Consider the following 18599-nt stretch of genomic DNA (forward strand, 5'->3'; position numbering starts at 1 on the left):
GACAGAACCGGAATCGGCCGACCTGAATCGCTGGAGCGAGCGATCAGAGCCGGCCGACAGTCGAAGAAGGAGGACGGTGATCGCCCTCCCCTTTGACGGGATCAGAAGCGCTTGGTCAGCGACACGCCCCACAGTCGCGGATCGAGCGTGAAGACGTTGGTGGTCAAGAGAGAGTCATCGCTGTTCGTGAAAGCATCAACGATCGGCGCATCATCAAGCAGGTTCTTCACATAGGCCTGGATCAGCAGATCCGACTGCGGGAAGGCCCACGTCACGGTCATGTTGATGTTATCCCAGCCACGGATCTCGTCGTACTCGGTATTATAGACGCGGAAGTAGCTGTCTGCCTGACGGTAGTAGTCCCCACGAAGGGTCAGCTCGGACGACGAGAAGTGCCACGTATATTGTGCGCCCACATTGGCGGTCCAACGTGGAGCGTTCGGCAGCTCGTTGCCGGAAAGGTCAGCGGCAAAGCCACGGCCACGGTTCGGGGCGTCCTTCCAAGGGTCATATGTAATGCCCGTCAGAAGGGTGAACGGAATGATGCCCGGATAGTCTGGCGTGAACGAACCATAGCGACCGGCACTGCCGCAGAGCATGGCCAGACCTAGCGAGCCGAAGCTGGCCCCCGCAGGCGAACTCAACAGACGCTCGACCACAGCCTTGGGCGCGATACAGTTCGACGGTACTTGGACCCATGGACGCAGGACCACCCAGTCAGGATTGTCCTGGGTGCGGTTCATGATGTCGATCGATTCTTCGCCATCAGCCACGCGCGTTTTTAGCAGACCAAAGTTGCCGTCGATGCGGAAGTTTTCGGTCGGGCGCCACACGGCTTCAAATTCGAGGCCCATGGATTCGGCGTCGAAATTCTCGTTGAGCGAGATGCGGTCCACGATCTGGGAGACCTGATAGTCCTTGTAGTCATAGTAGAAGGCGGTGACGTTCAGGCCGAACGCGCCCGTCGGGCTGAGGTATTTCGCCCCGATCTCATAGGCGTCCAGATATTCCGGTTCGAACACCTCGGCCAGCGGTTGGTATTGCACCACAGCCGGGTCCATGTCCGCACGGGGCGGATTAGTACCACCCCCCTTATAGCCATGACTGAAGGAGGCGTAGGTCATCAGACCATCGAACGGCTTCCAGTCGAACACCGCGCGGCCAGTGACGGCGCTCCACGACTGTTCCACGTCCGGCAGAGCATAATAGCCACGGGCGACGCGGCCGCCGGTCGTCACGCCCACGCCATCTGCATCTTTATAACCCAACAGCAACTGGCTGGGGTAAGGGGTGGTGGTCTTATTGTCGTCGGTATAGCGCAGGCCGATGGTCAGTCGGCTCTTCTGGCCGATGTCCCAATAGCCTTCACCGAAGACAGCCCACGAACGGGTGTGAACCTTGTTGAGGCTGCGGAAATAGTTGTGGCCATCGCCCACCAGTGCATCGAGCGGGCTGTAATCGACATAGACGCACTCGTTCGCACGCGGGTCCGAACCATCAACGCAGCGACGGGTGTTGGTGTCGGTGTAGTTATCGTCCGGCCCGTAGAACCACTCGGCGAGCGCGGTGAACAGGTTGTTGAAGACGTAGTAGTCGTCCTGCGTTTTGAAATCGAGGAAGTTGGCACCGAGGCTGAAGTTGAAGCCCCCGTCATTGCTCGATTGCAGTCGGAACTCTTGATAAAACTGCTTGTTGTCGGAGCGGCTTAGATCGGCCGACTCCATACGGCGCGAGGCCCCGAGTTGCGGGTCGGTATAATAGCCACCCGGAGCGATGCGCGACGGGGCCACGACATCGCCCTTCAGCAAGCCATCCGAACTGTTGAACAGCTCGTTCGAGACGAAGCGGTTGTAATCCTGCGTCGCGTAGAAGTCGTCCTTGGAATAGGCCGTCTGCGAATAGAAGGTCAGGTTGGGCGAGACGTCATACTCGAGGTTCAGCTGAACCACGTCGTTCTCGGCCACATATTTCGGATTATAGGACGTCGCGATTTCGCGGAGGTTTTTAGACTGGGTCTGTCCGGCGAAGGGGTCAGCGTAGTCCAGCAGGTTGACCGTAATGCGCTGACCGTTCACGATCCGCGTGCCCATGCCGATACCCGAGGCAATGATCAGCTGCCCGAGGCCAAGGCCGTTGGGCGTGTCATAGGCGGCATCATTATAGAGCGAGCCGGGCAAACAGCCCTGGTTCATACGACCAGCCCATTCCAGATTGGTCAATCGCACGCTGCCGTAGGTCGTCTTGGTCGGATCCTTGGTGCAGAGCGTCTTGCCGGTGCGCAGACGGTCGTCATCCTCGGAGAAATGCTCCCAGATCAGGTTTGCACGGAAGCGGTCATTAGGCTCCCAGCCCACGGAGAGGCGCGTCGACCACAGATCGCGACCGTTCACCTCGGTATCGAGGAAGGTGTTGTGATCGAAGCCGTCGCGCTGGGTGAAGCTACCGGCAGCGCGCACAAAGAAAGTATCGGAGAGCGGTACGTTCACCATCGCCTGACCGCGCAGGGTTCCGTAGCTGCCGACTTCGGCCTTGGCCATCGCCTCGAAGATCGGGCTAGGCAGGTTCGGCAACATGTTCACCACGCCGGCAGTGGCGTTACGGCCATACAAGGTCCCCTGAGGTCCGCGCAGCACTTCGACGCGCTGGACGTCAAGATACTCGGACTCAAACAGGCGGTTACGCAGAAGCGGGGTATTGTTGAAGCTGACGGCCACCGCCGGATCGGACGAGGCGGAGATCGCCTTGGTGCCGACGCCGCGAATGGCGAAATTGTACATCGAGAAGTTGGACTTGGCGAAGCTCACATTGGGGATTGCGCGCAGCAATTCCGAGCCCCCCTCGATCTTCATCACATCAAGGCTCTCGGCGCTAAGGGCCGTCACTGCGATCGGCACATCGCGAATGGACTGTTCGCGTTTCTGGGCCGTGACGATGATTTCGCCGAGTTCAGTCGGTTCGGCGTCCTGGGCGGCAGCGACCTGAGCCCCGCCAGCGACCAATGCGATTACAGAAGCGGTTACAGCCCACTTGGCACCCACGCGATGAGCGAAAGCCATACGTTCAAAATCTCCCCATACAGGGTGGCGATTTGATCGGTGCCACCCTTTTATTAGCCGCCTTTCGGGGTGATGCGAACGGGCGGATCGATCGCATACCTGCGATATACCAATCCACTTGCTGACCAAACTGTCAATACTTGTTTACACCGATGTGCGTTGCCCAGCCCTTGATGTTGGAGAATTGTCGCAGGCGAAAAAGTCGGCCGCCCGCGATAGTTCGGGCGGCCGCAAAGTTGGTGCGTGATAGACGCACAACAGCAGGATCGCCGAGCAGGCGAGGATGCCATTTCCCGCACGGCGAGTTCCCGTTTGCGAAAACGGAAGCAAACCCATTCTGCCATTGCTTACTTCAATGTCAATATTGACGTAACAGCATTCTCTCTGCACAGTCGATTTTCCGGCGTGCGCACGTCCTCCCCCGAACGGTCAGCGCCATAGTTTGATGAGGCGGAAACAAGCGTATGGATGCGGACGTCATTGTTGTGGGTGCCGGTTTGGCGGGACTGGTCACCGCGCACGAGCTAAGACGCAAGGGCCGCAAGGTCGCGTTGGTCGATCAGGAGAACGCCAACAATCTTGGCGGACAGGCCTTCTGGTCGTTCGGCGGTCTATTCCTGGTCGATAGCGCTCAGCAGAGACGACTGGGCATCAAGGACAGTCTCGATCTGGCGTGGCGCGACTGGTGCGGCAGCGCGGGTTGGGACCGTCTGTCCGGCCCGATGGATCAGGACTATTGGGCGCAAAAATGGGGGCGCGCCTATGTCGAGTTCGCTGCGGGTGAAAAAGGCGGCTGGCTGAAACAGAACGGAATCAGCCTTACCCCCATGGTGGGCTGGGCGGAGCGTGGGTCGGGCCGTGCCGATGGGCATGGCAATTCGGTGCCGCGTTTCCACGTTGCCTGGGGCACAGGCACCGGCGTCTCCGAACCATTTGCCGACAGCGCGCGAGAGGCCAACCGTGACGGGACCCTCACATTCTATCACCGCCATCAGGTCGAGGCTCTGGTGGTGGAAGCGGGCCGCGTCGTCGGTGTACGCGGTAAGGTGCTGGCCAACGACGATTCTCCGCGCGCCGTTTCCTCCAACCGCATCCACGCAGGCAGTTTCAATCTGAGGGCCCAGGCCGTTGTGCTGGCAACCGGCGGTATAGGCGGAAACCATGAACTGGTCCGACGCTACTGGCCCGAGCGTCTGGGCAAACCGCCCAAAGAAATGATCACCGGCGTTCCTGCCTATGTGGACGGCAAGATGCTCGACATCGCGGAGCAGGCAGGAGCCCGCCTCGTGAACCGTGACCGGATGTGGCACTACGTCGAGGGCGTGAAGAACTGGGATCCGATCTGGCCGCGCCACGCGATCCGGATTTTGCCGGGGCCGTCACCGCTATGGCTGGATGCACTGGGGCAGCGACTGCCCTTCCCGGCTCTGCCCGGTTACGACACGGTAGCGACGCTGAAATACCTCCGCACCACGCCGGACATTGCCGAACACGACCACAGCTGGTTCATCGTCAGCCGCGCCATTCTGGCCAAGGAGTTCGCTCTGTCGGGCTCTGAGCAGAACCGCGACATCACCGATCGCAAGCGGCTGGCCGTCTTTATATCGCGCCTATCGTCAAAGGCTCCCGCCGAGGTGGAGGCCTTCCGCCAGCACGGCGAAGACTTTGTCACCGCCGACGATCTGGAAACCCTGGTCGGCAAGATGAATGCTCTCACCGAGCGCCCCCTGCTGGATGCGGCAATGGTGCGTCAGCAGATCGAGGACCGCGACGCACAGGTCGACAATCCCTACACAAAAGATGCGCAGATCCAGGGCATCCACAACAGTCGCCGCTATATCGGTGACAGACTGGCGCGCACCACCAAGCCACACCGTCTTCTGGACCCGGCGCACGGGCCGTTGATCGGTATCAAACTTCATACCCTGACGCGCAAATCCCTGGGCGGATTGCAGACCGATCTGTCCTCGCGTGTCCTGCGTCCGGACGGGTCAGTGTTCGAGGGCCTGTATGCCGCAGGCGAAGCTGCTGGCTTCGGCGGCGGTGGCGTGCATGGATATAATGCATTGGAGGGCACCTTCCTCGGCGGCTGCATCTTCTCAGGACTAACCGCAGGTCGCGCCCTGAACGAAGCCCTTTGAATAGCCGCAAAGCGGACCCTGAAATCTTCCATGTATCTGCGGGGAGGCAGACTCTATGGACGCATCCATTGTGTTGATCGGACTGCCGATTGCGCTGGGCCTCATCATGTTCGGCCTCGGACTGGACCTGACGCCCGCAGACTTCGCCCGCGTCGCCAAAAGGCCCAAGGCCGCAGCCGTCGCGCTTGGCTGCCAGTTAGTCGTTTTGCCGATTGTCTGTTTCGGCCTGTGTCTGGCGTTCAGGCTGCCCCCGCTGATGGCGGTGGGGATGATGCTGCTGGCGGCCTCGCCCGGCGGGACCGTCGCCAACCTCTATAGCCATCTGTTCAGAGGCGATGTCGCCTTGAACATCAGCCTGACAGCCATCAACTCTGTGATCGCCCTCTTCACCCTGCCCATTATCGTCAATCTGTCGGTGGCCTATTTCCAGCCCGGCGACATGCAGGTGGGCCTCCATTTCAGAAAGACCGTCGAGGTCTTCATGATCGTCCTCGTGCCGGTGATGATCGGTATGGCGGTTCGGCATCTGGCACCCCGCTTCGCAAAGGCTATGGACAAGCCGGTTCGTCTGGGATCGATCCTCATCCTGACGGTTGTCATTATCGGCGCAGCCATGTCGGGCCGTGAAGCTCTGATGGCGAATCTGGCCAGTCTGGTCGGGATCGTGGTGGCTTTCTGCCTGCTCAGCCTCAGCCTTGGCTTTATCATTCCGCGACTGCTCAAGATTGAGCGCCCGCAAGCTGTTGCCAGCAGTTTCGAAGTGGGCCTGCACAATGCCACGCTAGCCATTGTCATTGCGCAGTCGGTTCTGCAGAGCGCCGAGATGACGCTTCCAGCCGCCATCTATGGCGTGTTGATGTTCCCCATCGCCGCAGCGTTCGGCTTCATACTGACCCGTAACAGACCGGCTTGAACGCAAAGAGGCGGGGCTGATCCCCCGCCTCCTTCAATCAAGTGGCCTTGGCACCGAGATAGGCGTTGCGCAGTTCTGGCGGCACCTGTTCGTAAAGTGTGGGCGGCGGGATTTTCAGGACCCGTCGCGCTTCGTCCAGCGGCATCGCCAGTAGCACTCTATAATCCACGCCCGGCAGCCATTCGGCCTTTCGACCATCGCGCCAAGCCTTCCACACAGCGCGGGCACACGGATAACCGGTGCGGGCGCGCATAAACTGGATGGCTACCGCCGCCGCGATTACGCCAAAGCCGCGACTGCGGGTCTGGGGCAAGGAAAAGGCGACGACACAAGCCTCGCCCAGGGCATTGGCACCATAGCCGGTCAGGACGTGCCAGATATCGTGGACATCGCGCAGGCGGCGCGCAAACCATGCGTGCGGGTGAGCGGCTTCGATTTCGGTTTGCGCCGCCTTGCGGCTCTCGTCAGCGAGACCGTAAGCAGAAAAATTCTGATCTTCGACAAATTTGAGGTAAGCTCGTCCGACGCTGCCCTCTGGCAGTTGTCTTAACTGGTTATGATCCTGAAGAATTTCAGCGATCTCCACACGGCGGTAAGCTTCTTCCCCTCCTACGGGTGTTTCGAGCAGGCGTCGGTAGCCCCACTCGATCGAGCGCCCGACCAAAGCGTTCATTATTTCAAAGACTTGCTTCGTGTCGTCCTTGTCCGCAATCAGCTTTCTGATAGCTTTGGCGGCACGTATCGGTTGCAGTTGTTTTCTCGTCAGAGTTGACGAAGTGCGCGATACAACGGCTTTCTCTTGTAAGATTTCCGCGACGGAAACCTGAGCGGTAAGCGTCACCACTTGAAGTTCCTTTCGTTTTCGTGCGTAAGAAACTCTACCTACACGGATGTCATTTACATCAATGTCAATTGAATCGCAAGACCGTCCTCGCCGCCGCCGTCGCTCGCCCGAAGAGGCGCGCCGCGAGGCCCTGACCGAAGCCCGCGCCCTGCTTTTGCAAGGCGGTCCGGATGCGGTCACCTTGTCGGCTGTCGCCGGACGCATTGGTGTGACCCATGCCAATCTGATCCACCACTTCGGGTCGGCGGCCGGACTGCAGTCGGCCTTGATGGAGTCGATGGTCCGCGATCTGGCGGATGCCATTCAGGATGCCGTGGTCCGGTTGCGCACCGACGAAGGCGCTCCGATGGAAGTGGTGAGTGCGGTGTTCGAAGCCTTCGGCTCGGGCGGAGCAGGCCGACTGGCGGCGTGGATCGCCATGTCCGGTGACCTGTCGCATCTGGAGCCCGTTCGCATTGCCGTGCAAGATCTGGTTCAGGCGATTGAATCCAAGATCGGCAGCGCAGAACGTCTGCCGCGCAAAGCCATCGGCTCGGCTGTTCTGTTCATCGCTTTGACGGCATTCGGCGAGGCGCTGATTGGCGAACCCCTTCGCGACATGCTGGATCAGGACCCTGACGCCAGCCGCAATGTCGTGGCGCAGCTTCTGCCCGAGTTCCTCGCAAAGAACAGCACTTCTGCGGCTTAAGCCGCAAAGAGGCGTCAATTCGTCTCACCTATTTGTTTTAGCCCGCTCTTCTTTTTCGTCATCTGGCGATTTAGTGATCAGACACGGGCGGCAAGCTTTGTTACAGCAGTAACTCTCACCGTGGCTGCACAAGCTACGCTTTCTGCTGCCTATTTTCCGGCACGTGCTCTTTGCGCATTTCGTCGGCCATAGCATCAAGACGCGCAGGGGCATGCCCTGCACCCACATCTTAAGGAGACGCGCCCGCGGATGAACCAGGCCACGCTGCTGCTGATACCCTTCGCTACCCCTTTCATTGCAGCAATTGCGGCAAGTTTCTTGCCGACCAAGGCCCGCAACGCCGCCGCAAGTCTGTCCTCGCTGACCGCCCTGATTGGCGTCTTCTCTCTGTTGTGGCTTTATCCGACCGTCGCCTCGGGCGAGGTGGTCCGCTTTGCAGCCGAATGGCTGCCCAGTCTTGATGTTGCCTTCCGCCTGCGTCTCGACGGCTTTGCATGGCTGTTTGCGCTGATCGTTCAGGCTATCGGCCTGCTGGTTGTGATCTATGCGCGATATTACATGTCGCCCGAAGATCCGGTCCCGCGCTTCTTCTCCTTCCTGATGGCCTTCATGGGGGCCATGACCGGCGTCGTTCTGGCCGGTGACATGATCCAGTTGGTCCTGTTCTGGGAACTGACCAGCTTCTTCTCGTTCCTGCTGATCGGCTACTGGAACCACAGCGAGGCCGCTCAGAACGGGGCCAAGATGGCTCTGACGGTGACGGCGCTGGGCGGCTTGTCGCTGCTGGCCGGTGTGGTTGTGCTGGGCCGCATCGTCGGCAGCTTCGACATGGACATCGTGCTCGCCTCGGGCCAGATCATCAAGGACAGCCCGCTTTATCTGCCCGCCATGGTGCTGATGATGCTGGGTGCCCTGACCAAGAGCGCGCAGTTCCCGTTCCACTTCTGGCTGCCGCGCGCCATGGCCGCCCCGACGCCGGTCAGTGCCTATCTGCACTCGGCCACGATGGTGAAGGCGGGCGTCTTCCTGATGGTCCGCTTCTGGCCCGTACTGGCGGGTACGCCCGAGTGGGGCTATCTGATCGGCGGTGCGGGCATGATCACCCTGCTGTTCGGCGCCTGGGCGGCTGTGTTCCAAAACGACCTCAAGGGTCTGCTGGCCTATTCCACTATCAGCCATCTGGGCCTGATCACCCTGCTGCTGGGTATGGGCACGCCGCTGGCCGCTGTGGCCGCCATCTTCCACATCGTCAACCACGCCACCTTCAAGGCCTCGTTGTTCATGGCGGCGGGCGTGATCGACCACGAAAGCGGCACCCGCGACCTGCGTCGCCTGTCGGGCTTGCGCAAGCTGATGCCGATCACCGCCACTCTGGCCATTGTGGCTGCGGGCGCGATGGCAGGTGTGCCGTTGCTGAACGGCTTCCTGTCGAAGGAAATGTTCCTGACCGAAGCGCTGGAAGCCACTGAAGGTCGCGATCTGTCGCTGCTGGTGCCTGTTCTGGCCACCATCGCCAGTGCGCTGTCCGTCCTCTACTCAGTGCGTTTCATCCATCAGGCCTTCTTCGGACCCGCCCCGACCGATCTGCCCAAGACCCCGCACGAGCCGCCGCGCTGGATGCGTTTCCCGATCGAGCTGCTGGTGCTCACGTGCGTACTGGTAGGCGTCATTCCAGCCCTGACTATTGCTCCGCTGCTGAAACTGGCTGTGCTGTCGGTGCTTGGCCCCGAAACGCCCTACTACAGCGTCTCGATCTGGCATGGCTTCAATCTGCCCCTGCTGATGAGCGCTATCGCGCTGGTGGGCGGTACGCTTGCCTACGTTCTGCTGGGCAAGCACATCAACCGCGCCGAGCGCGCGTGGATCATCGGGCGTTTCAGCGGCAAACGTGCCTTTGACCGCTCCATGCGCTTCCTGACCATGACTGCGGAATGGACCGTTCGCCAACTGGGATCACGCAAACAGCAGTCGCGTATCCGGACGCTGGTGCTGTTTGCCATTCTCGCGGCAACGGTCGCAGCGGGCGCAACCGGTCTGGGCTTTGCCGAGGCGGGCATAAAGATCCAGCGTCCGGGCATCGGGTTTACCATACTGTGGGTCATCGCCAGCGGTTGCGCCATCGCTGCCGCGTGGCAGGCCAAATACCACCGCCTTGCCGCAGTATCGCTGATGGCCGGTTGCGGTCTGGTCTCGGCCATCACCTTCGTCTGGTTCTCGGCACCCGATCTGGCGGTCACCCAGATGCTGGTGGAGATCGTGACGGGCGTCCTGCTGCTGCTGGGCCTGCGCTGGTTGCCCAAGCGTTCGGTGGAGATGGCCCCCAGCAAGACGGACTTCCGGTCGCGTCGCCGTCGCGCCGCCGACTTTGCCATTGCCATCCTCGCCGGTACCGGCATGGCCGTCATGGCGTTTGCCGTCATGACCCGTCCGGGCGAGAGCCATCTGGCCAACTTCTTCCTCGAGGAATCCTATCCGCGGGGCGGTGGCCGCAACGTGGTCAATGTGTTGCTGGTAGACTTCCGCGCCTTTGACACCATGGGCGAGATCACGGTTCTGGGCATTGTGGGCCTGACCATCTGGGCCTTGCTGCGTCGCTTCCGTCCGGCCGAAGAGAGCCGTGGCATTACCGAACAGCGCCGCGTTCAGGATCGCCACGACCAACGCCACGAACAGCGCAAGTCGGGCGATACGCTGAAAGAGACCATGCTCATCCCCGCCGTGGTGATGAAGTGGACCTTCCCCTTCATCATTCTGCTGGCGCTGCACCTGTTCCTGCGCGGGCACGACCTGCCGGGCGGCGGCTTTGCCGCAGGTGTCGCGATGTCGGTGGCGTTTATCCTGCAATACATGGCCGAGGGTGCGCGCTGGGTCGAAGACCGCCTGCGTATCCGTCCGCTGTACTGGATTGGCGGTGGCCTGCTGATTTCCGCCCTCACGGGTGTGGCCTCGTGGCTGTTCAACTATCCGTTCCTGACAACCTATTTCCAGTACGGCAGCCTGCCGTGGGTGGAGAAGGTGCCGATGGCAACAGCCGTTCTGTTTGATCTGGGTGTAGCCCTGCTGGTGGTTGGCGCGACCGTGCTGATGCTGACCGCTATCGCCCACCAGTCACTTCGCAAGGCTCGCGATGTCGAGCCGGTCCAATCAGCCGAGGAGGGTTTGTAATGGAGATCGTCCTCGCAATCGGGATTGGGATATTGACCGCATCGGGCGTGTGGCTGCTGCTGCGCCCGCGGACCTTCCAGGTCATTATCGGGCTTAGCCTTCTGGGCTATGCGGTGAACCTGTTCATCTTCGCCATGGGCCGTCTCAAGGCCGGTGCGCCCCCGCTCGTCAATCCGGGCGAGGTGGACACCTCTGCCTATGCCGACCCTGTTCCGCAGGCGCTGGTCCTGACGGCTATCGTCATCTCCTTCGCCCTGACCGCCCTCTATCTTGTTGTCCTGTTGACCGCGCGCGGCATCACCGGCACCGACCACGTTGACGGACAAGAACCCGAATGACGCCGTCACTACTCGAACATCTTATTATTCTGCCGATCCTGCTGCCTCTGGTGGCGGCGGCTTTCATGCTCTTGCTCAAGGAGCAGCGCTACAAGACCAAGGCGGCGCTTAGCCTCGCGGTCTGTGCCGCCCTGCTCGGCACCGCCCTACTGCTACTGCAGGAAGCCAGTGTCGGCGGCTCGGGGGGTGGTGACACCGCCCGCGTCTATAGCCTCGGCAACTGGGCCGCGCCGTTCGGTATCGTGCTGGTGGCCGACCGTCTTTCGACCCTGATGCTGGCGCTGATCGCCGTCGTCGGTGCGGCGGGCCTGATCTTCGCGCTGGCGCGATGGGACCGCGCGGGGCCGCGTTTCCACGCCCTTTATCTGTTGCTGATGATGGGCGTCAGCGGCGCGGTCCTGACCGGCGACCTGTTCAACCTGTTCGTCTTCTTCGAGGTCATGCTGGCGGCCTCCTATGGCCTGCTCCTGCACGGTTCCGGCGAGGCACGGGTCAAAGCGGGCCTCGGCTATGTCGCGATCAACCTTACGGCCTCGCTGTTCTTCCTGATCGGCGTGGCGCTGATCTATGGCACGGTAGGTGCGCTGAATATGGCCGACCTATCGGCGCGCATTCCCTATATTCCGGACGCAGACCGCCCGCTGTTTGAAGCCGGCTGTGCCATCCTTGGCGTAGCCTTCCTGATCAAGGCCGCTGCCTGGCCGCTGGGCCTGTGGTTACCGGGTGCCTATTCCGCAGCCAGCGCCCCCGTAGCCGCAGTCTTTACCCTGCTGTCCAAGGTCGGGGTCTATGTGCTGCTTCGCCTTTCGATGCTCATGTTCTACCCCGAGAGCGGGGCCAGCGCGGGATTTGCCCAGACCCTGCTGACGGTCATGGGTCTGGCCACCGTCCTGTTCGGGGCCGCAGGCGTCATCGCCGCCCAGCGTCTGGAGCGTGTGGTCGGTTATGCCGTAATGGCATCGTCCGGCACGGTACTGGCGCTGGTCGGCATGGGTCAGGCGGATGTACTGGGTGGTGCGCTGTTCTATATGGTGGCCTCGACGCTTGCGACCGGAGCCCTGTTCCTGATCGCCGAGATCCTGACGCGCGGCGATGACCGCGCATTCGCAGGCCAAGAGGCCTTCTTCGACGACGAATACACCGACCCGTTCGAGGCTGACGAAGTCGAAGAAGTTGGCCGTGTCATGCCGCGCTCGCTAGCCCTGCTCGGCGCGTTCTTTGCCTTTGCCGCACTGGTCGTAGCGTCGATGCCGCCGCTCGCCGGCTTCATCGGCAAGCTGGCGATCTTCATCGGACTTCTGAACGGAGAGGGTGCCCGCCAGCCGCTGAACTGGTGGATTATCGGCATCCTGTCCTTCTCCAGTTTTGCCACCCTGATCGCCCTTGTCCGCATCGGCATCGACGGCTTCTGGAAGCGTGACGAGAGCAATGCCCTGGCGGTTCGCAGCCCCGAGTTCGTGGCCATCGGCGGCCTTATCGGTTGCTGCCTCTGGCTGACGGTCGCAGGCGGTGCGGCGCTGGACTACACCTCGCACACCGGTGACTGGCTGACCCGCCCGACCGACTATGTGGCGGCTGTGCTGAAGGGGCGTCTGTGATGCGCAAGGTTGCTCAGTTCATCTTGCCCCATCCGCTGCTCAGCGTCGCCCTGTTCGTCGTCTGGCTGTTGATGTCGACGCCCTTTGGCAACGGTCACATCACCATTGCGGTGATCGTTGCCCTGCTAGTGCCGCAGGTAATGCAGGTGCTGGAGCCGGAACGGGTCAAGGTGGCAAAGCCCCTGTCGGTCGTGCGCCTGCTGTTCCGCCTTGCCGTGGACATGCTCAAGTCGAACTGGGAGACGGCCCTGATCGTCATGGGCCATCGCAAACGCGAGCGTAAATCGGGCTTCGTGCGCATCCCGCTGGAGTGCAAGAACCGCTACGCCCTGGCCTGCCTTGCCATCATCGTCACCTCAACGCCCGGTACGGCATGGGTTCAGTACGACCGCTATTCGCGCACCCTGCTGATGCATGTTCTGGACCTGCGCGATGAAGATGACTGGAAGCAGATTCTGCATGACCGCTACGAGAGCCTGTTGATGGAGATCTTCCCATGACCCCCGCCGCCATTGTCTTCTGGGGCACAGGCTTTGCGCAGGTCGTGCTGGCATTCTCCATGCTGCTGTGCGCGTGGCGCATCCTGATCGGCCCGCGGGCTCAGGATCGGGTTCTGGGCCTGGATACGCTCTATCTCAACGGCATGCTGCTGATCATGGTGCATTGCATTCGCACGGCCCTGACTCCCTATTTCGAGACGTCGCTGATCCTTGCTGTGATCGGCTTTACCTCCACCGTGGCACTGGCCAAATTCCTCATGCGTGGCGAGGTGATTGAATGATGACTATTCCTGAACACCTGCCCGCCATCCCGATGTGGGCAGCCATTGTGGTGACGGCACTGTGCGTTCTGGGGGCTCTGGTGGCCCTGCTGGGCAGTATCGGCCTGCGCCAGCTTCCCACGATGTACGACCGTATCCACGCGCCGACGCTGACATCCACAATGGGGGTGGCATGCATGGTCATCGCCATGTCGGTGTATTTTAGCTGCGTCGAAGGCTTTACGCTCAAGGCGCTTTTGATCGGCATATTCGTCCTCGTAACCACGCCGGTCACCATGGTGCTTCTCGCCCGCGCCTCGGTTTACAGGGACCGGGTCGAGGGGAGTAACAACGTCCCCAAAGACGATCTTTGACAAACCGCTCAAGACGGGCCCGAACCCAGGATCGGGCCCGTTTTCATTGACCGCCGGACAACGACCTTACAGATCATTCACTTGTCTTAGCCACTCGCCTCCATAAGGAATGCAGCCAACTGGCTTGGAGGCTAATGAATGCTCTCGATCACGAACCTGACGCACGTCTATTCCAATGGCACGCGCGCTCTGGACGATATTTCTCTGGAAATTCCGCGCGGTATGTTTGGGCTTCTGGGTCCGAACGGTGCAGGCAAGTCCACCCTGATGCGCACCATCGCTACGCTGCAATCGCCGACCTCCGGTTCGATCAAGTTCGGCGAGATCGACGTCATCAAGGAGCCGGAGCTTCTACGCCGCACGCTTGGCTATCTACCGCAAGACTTCGGCGTATACCCGCGCGTCTCGGCCTATGACATGCTCGACCACATGGCGATCCTCAAGGGTGTGACCGCCCGCAAGGAACGCAAGGACACGGTCGAGACCCTGCTGAACCAAGTGAACCTGTGGGGCGTCCGCAAGAAAGCCATCGCGGGCTTCTCGGGCGGTATGCGCCAGCGTTTTGGCATCGCCCAAGCCCTGATCGGCAAGCCGCAGCTGATTATCGTCGATGAGCCGACCGCTGGCCTCGACCCTGAAGAGCGCAACCGCTTCCTGAACCTGCTGGCCGAGATCGGCGAGAACGTAGTCATCATCCTGTCGACCCATATCGTGGAAGACGTGGCAGACCTGTGCCCGCGCATGGCTGTTCTCGCCGGTGGCCGTATCCAGCTAGAAGGTGCGCCGCTGAACCTGATCCACAGCCTCGACGGTCGCGTGTGGCGCAAAGTCATCGACAAGGAAGCGCTCGAAGACCACCGCGCCGCTTTCGAAGTCATTTCGACCCGCCTGTTCGCGGGCCGCACCATCATCCACGTCCTGGCCGATACTAAGCCGGGCGAAGGGTTCGAACCGGTCAGCGGCAACCTCGAAGACGTTTACTTCTCGACGCTCAGCGCCTCGCGCCGCGTCGCAGCCGCCGCCTGATCGGGAGCGTCTAGATGCTCGCCAAAATCGCGGCTTTCGAGTTCCGCTATCAAGTCAAACAGCCCGCCTTCTGGGTGGTGTCGATCCTGTTCTTCCTGCTGAGCTTTGGCTTGGTTGCAGCCAGCGACAACATCCAGATCGGCGGCACCGGCGGCAATGTGTTCGTCAACGCCGCCTCCACCATCATCTTCACCCATATGGTGCTGAGCCTGTTCTTCCTGTTGGGAACGGTGGCTCTTGTCGCCAACTCGGTGGCGCGTGACAGCACCACCGGCTTTGGCCCGCTGATCAATGCGACGCCGATCAACCGCTTCGACTATGTGCTGGGCCGCTTCTTTGGCTCGTTCGGCGCGGCGGCACTGGCCTATACCAGCATCAGTGTCGGCCTGATCTTCGGCACCTTCATGCCGTGGATCGATCCGGAGACGCTGCAAGCGCTGCGCCTCGGCGACTATGCCTATGCCTATCTGTTCTTCGGCCTTCCCGCGGTGTTCTTTACTTCGGCGGTCGTGTTCACGCTGGCTACGCTGACCCGCTCCATGATGGCCAGCTATGTTGGCGCAGTCGGTCTCATCATTCTGTATTTCGTAGTCAACGGCACACTGCTGTCGAAGCCCGAGATGCGCGAACTGGGTGCATGGCTGGAGCCGCTCGGCATCGGTGCCTTCAGCGAACTGACCCGCTATTGGACCGCTGACGAGAAGAACACACGCCTGCCGGAAATGGCCGGCATCCTGCTGGGCAACCGCCTGTTATGGACCGGTGTGGGTGTGGCCTTCCTTGCTGCCGCCGTGGTCTTCTTCAATCGCAGTCCGCGCGGCTCGTCCGAAAAGAAGCTGGCCAAGCTGCAAAAGACCTCGGCCAAGGCCGCCAAGAGCGCGCTTGCGGCCAAACCGCTGGCCTCCGGCAAATACGGCTTTGCCCAGTCACTGGCCCAACTGGCCGCCCGTACCCGCTTCGAAATGGGTCTGATCTTCAAGAGCCCGGCCTACATCGTCCTGATGATGTTCGGCTTCCTGATGGCCATGTCGTCCCTGCTGTTCGGCGGCGAGATGTATGGCGTGAAGACCTATCCGGCGACCCGCGACGTCATCGAGATGCTGCAGGGGTCGTTCAGCCTCGTCGGCCTGATTGTGGCTGTCTATTATTCGGGTGAACTGGTCTGGCGCGATCAGGATCGCAAGATCCACGAGATCGTGGATTCCAGCCCTGCTCCCGACTGGACCTTCATGGTGCCCAAGGCACTGGGTTTGGCGCTCGTGCTGATCTCAACCCTGCTGGTGTCGATCCTTGCCGGTGTCGTGTCACAGGCCATCCGCGGCTGGTTCAACTTCGAGATCGAGAAATACCTGCTGTGGTACGTCCTGCCGGGCAGCATCTCGATGATCATGCTCGCCATCCTGTCGATCTTCGTACAGGCCCTGTCCCCGAACCGCTTCGTCGGTTGGGCCATCATGGTGATTTACATCATCTCGACGCTCGTGATGGGCGGCCTTGGCTTCAACCACTACCTCTACAGCTTCGGTGACGGCCCTTCCGTGCCGACATCGGACCTGAACGGCATGGCGGGCCTTGGCCTGATCACCCTGCCGACGACCCTGTACTGGAGCGCCTTCTGCGTCATCCTTCTGGTCTTGACCTTCGCGCTTTGGCGTCGTGGGGCCGAGACCCGCTACAAGCCCCGCTTTGCCCGCGCGCCTCATCGCCTGAAAGGCACCGCCGGTATCATCGGTGTAGTGGCGGCTTTGGCCTTCGTTGGCCTCGGTGCACTGGTTTACGTCAACACCAACGTCTGGAACGTCTATGAACGCAAGCAGACGGTCGAGGCCCGCATGGCGGACCGCGAGAAGCAACTGCTGGCCTTCGAGAACCTGTCCCAGCCGCAGGTAACCGACGTCAAGATGAACATCGACCTGCGCCCTCACGAGCGCCGGATGCTGACCACCGGCAGCTATGTCATCCAGAACCTGACCGACAAGCCGCAGGAAACCGTCCACCTGAACTGGCCACGCGATACCAAGATGAAGATCGAGGTCGAAGGTGCCAAGCTGGACAAGGAATGGACCAAGCACCAGTACCAGATCTACCGCTTCGCCACCCCGCTTCAGCCGGGCGAGAAGCGCACGATCAAGTTCGAGAGCGAATACGGCCAGAAGGGGTTCGGCGTCGGCAACCTGATGACGGACATCGTCACCAACGGCAGCTTCGTCAACGACAAGGCCTTCAGCCCGTCCATCGGCATGGACCGTGGCGGTCTGCTGACCGACCGCGCCAAGCGTCGCAAGTTCGGCCTTCCGGCAGAACTGCGCATGCGCGACCTGAACGATGCCTTCGGCCAACAGTCGAACTACATCGGCGCGTCGTGGGTGAACTCCGACATCACCCTGACCACCGATGGCGACCAGACGCCGATCGCACCGGGCTATAAGGTTTCGGACGAGACGAAGAACGGTCGCCGCACCGCACGCTTCGTGTCCGAAGCGCCGATCCTGCACTTCTTCTCGGTGCAATCGGCCAGCTATGAAGTCGCGCAGAAGACCCACAACGGCATCTCGCTGGAGGTCTATCACCACCCGACGCACGGCGTGCATGCCCAGCGCATGCTGACCGCTCTGGAAAAGGGTCTGGACTACTTCCAGTCCGCCTTCGGCCCCTACCAGTTCCGTCAGGCCCGTATCATCGAGTTCCCGGGTTACAGCTCGTTCGCCCAAGCCTTTGCGAACACCATGCCGTACTCGGAAAGCATCGGCTTCAACGCCGATCTGCGTAAACCCGATGCCATCGACTATGTGACCTTCGTCACCGCCCACGAACTGGCTCACCAATGGTGGGCGCACCAGATCGTCGGTGCGAATGTTCAGGGTGCCACCACCCTGTCCGAGACGCTGGCCGAATACTCGGCCTTGATGGTCATGGAGAAGATGTACGGCGAAGAGCAGATCCGTCGCTTCCTGAAATACGACCTCGACAACTATCTGGGCGCGCGTGGTTCGGAACGTCTGGGCGAGTTCCCGCTGGAACGCGTTGAGGCCGGTCAGGGGTACATCCACTACCGTAAGGGTGGCCACGTCCTGTACCTGCTGCGTGACCAGCTGGGCGAGGAGGTCGTCAACCGAGCCCTGTCCAAGTTGCTGGCCGCCCACAAGTTCGGTCGTGCGCCTTATCCGCGCTCGGTCGACCTGATCGCCGCCATCCGTGCCGAGGCTCCTGCCGACAAACAGGGCCTGATCACCGACCTGCTCCAGAAGATCACCCTTTATGATCTGAAGGTGGCATCGGCGGGCGCGAGCAAGCGTCCTGACGGTCGCTGGGACGTGGTGCTCAAGATTGAGGCGCGTAAGCTCTATGCCGACGCCAAGGGCACAGAGACGGCAGCTCCGCTGGAAGAAGAGATGGAAATCGGCCTGTTCAACGCAGAGCCGGGTCTGGGCCAGTTCGATCGCAAGGATGTGGTCCTGCTGGAACGCCACACCATCCGCAGCGGACCGCAGACCATCCGTCTGATCTCGCCGACCAAGCCCAAGTTCGCCGGCATCGATCCCTACACCCGCTGGATCGACCGCGATGCGGACAACAACATCAAGGCGATCGAATAGGTCTTTGACCTGACGATCGGAACTTACGGGGCGCTCTCTCGCAGAGCGCCCCTTTCTTTTGCCGCGCGACGAAAAAAGCCGGACCTGTTCACACAGGTTC

Annotated in this window: 13 protein-coding genes; 11 read left to right on the forward strand and 2 right to left on the reverse strand. The window is 61.1% G+C overall.

Annotated features, from left to right (window positions below):
* Nucleotides 1-101: 101 nt before the first annotated feature.
* Nucleotides 102-3056: a TonB-dependent receptor gene (locus tag OB03_RS03190; RefSeq protein ID WP_461343208.1), complete on the reverse strand. Its 2955-nt coding sequence runs from the start codon at nucleotides 3054-3056 to the stop codon at nucleotides 102-104.
* 464 nt (nucleotides 3057-3520) lie between these two features.
* Here OB03_RS03190 and OB03_RS03195 point away from each other — a divergent pair, with 464 nt between their 5' ends.
* Both OB03_RS03195 and OB03_RS03200 read left to right on the forward strand, forming a co-directional pair.
* Nucleotides 3521-5197, forward strand: a complete 1677-nt coding sequence (locus OB03_RS03195; RefSeq protein WP_461343209.1) for an FAD-binding dehydrogenase — start codon at nucleotides 3521-3523, stop codon at nucleotides 5195-5197.
* Between the two features lie 55 nt (nucleotides 5198-5252).
* Nucleotides 5253-6110, forward strand: coding sequence for a bile acid:sodium symporter family protein (locus tag OB03_RS03200; RefSeq protein ID WP_461343210.1), 858 nt, complete (start codon nucleotides 5253-5255; stop codon nucleotides 6108-6110).
* Between the two features lie 37 nt (nucleotides 6111-6147).
* On the opposite strand, the gene OB03_RS03205 is transcribed toward OB03_RS03200, so the two are convergent.
* Complete coding sequence (locus OB03_RS03205) at nucleotides 6148-6954, reverse strand: Coq4 family protein (protein WP_461343211.1); 807 nt, start codon at nucleotides 6952-6954, stop codon at nucleotides 6148-6150.
* 61 nt (nucleotides 6955-7015) lie between these two features.
* Here OB03_RS03205 and OB03_RS03210 point away from each other — a divergent pair, with 61 nt between their 5' ends.
* The 9 genes from OB03_RS03210 to OB03_RS03250 all read left to right on the forward strand — a co-directional run bounded on the left by OB03_RS03210 (nucleotide 7016) and on the right by OB03_RS03250 (nucleotide 18499).
* The gene (locus tag OB03_RS03210) at nucleotides 7016-7642 is read left to right on the forward strand and encodes a TetR/AcrR family transcriptional regulator (protein WP_242915115.1); all 627 of its coding nucleotides are present in this window, start codon (nucleotides 7016-7018) and stop codon (nucleotides 7640-7642) included.
* Nucleotides 7643-7891: 249 nt separating this feature from the next.
* A complete protein-coding gene (locus OB03_RS03215; RefSeq protein ID WP_461343212.1) occupies nucleotides 7892-10807 on the forward strand; it encodes a monovalent cation/H+ antiporter subunit A in 2916 nt (971 codons plus the stop codon).
* Entirely contained in the window at nucleotides 10807-11145 is a 339-nt protein-coding gene (locus tag OB03_RS03220) for a Na+/H+ antiporter subunit C (RefSeq protein WP_242915111.1), read from the forward strand. The genes OB03_RS03215 and OB03_RS03220 overlap by 1 nt, the downstream gene beginning before the upstream one ends.
* On the forward strand, nucleotides 11142-12743 hold the full coding sequence (locus OB03_RS03225) for a monovalent cation/H+ antiporter subunit D (protein WP_242915109.1): 1602 nt from the start codon (nucleotides 11142-11144) through the stop codon (nucleotides 12741-12743). Before OB03_RS03220 ends, OB03_RS03225 begins: the two co-directional genes overlap by 4 nt.
* The gene (locus OB03_RS03230; protein WP_242915107.1) at nucleotides 12743-13243 is read left to right on the forward strand and encodes a Na+/H+ antiporter subunit E; all 501 of its coding nucleotides are present in this window, start codon (nucleotides 12743-12745) and stop codon (nucleotides 13241-13243) included. Before OB03_RS03225 ends, OB03_RS03230 begins: the two co-directional genes overlap by 1 nt.
* Nucleotides 13240-13524, forward strand: a complete 285-nt coding sequence (locus OB03_RS03235; protein ID WP_461343213.1) for a K+/H+ antiporter subunit F — start codon at nucleotides 13240-13242, stop codon at nucleotides 13522-13524. The genes OB03_RS03230 and OB03_RS03235 overlap by 4 nt, the downstream gene beginning before the upstream one ends.
* The gene (gene mnhG, locus OB03_RS03240; protein WP_461343214.1) at nucleotides 13524-13877 is read left to right on the forward strand and encodes a monovalent cation/H(+) antiporter subunit G; all 354 of its coding nucleotides are present in this window, start codon (nucleotides 13524-13526) and stop codon (nucleotides 13875-13877) included. Before OB03_RS03235 ends, mnhG begins: the two co-directional genes overlap by 1 nt.
* A 138-nt stretch (nucleotides 13878-14015) precedes the next feature.
* Nucleotides 14016-14903 (forward strand): ABC transporter ATP-binding protein, encoded by an 888-nt coding sequence (locus tag OB03_RS03245; protein ID WP_461343215.1) that lies wholly within the window; start codon nucleotides 14016-14018, stop codon nucleotides 14901-14903.
* A 14-nt stretch (nucleotides 14904-14917) separates the two neighbouring features.
* Complete coding sequence (locus OB03_RS03250) at nucleotides 14918-18499, forward strand: ABC transporter permease/M1 family aminopeptidase (protein WP_461343216.1); 3582 nt, start codon at nucleotides 14918-14920, stop codon at nucleotides 18497-18499.
* The last annotated feature ends 100 nt before the right edge of the window (nucleotides 18500-18599 follow it).

The organism is Brevundimonas sp. GN22 (genome assembly GCF_054824005.1).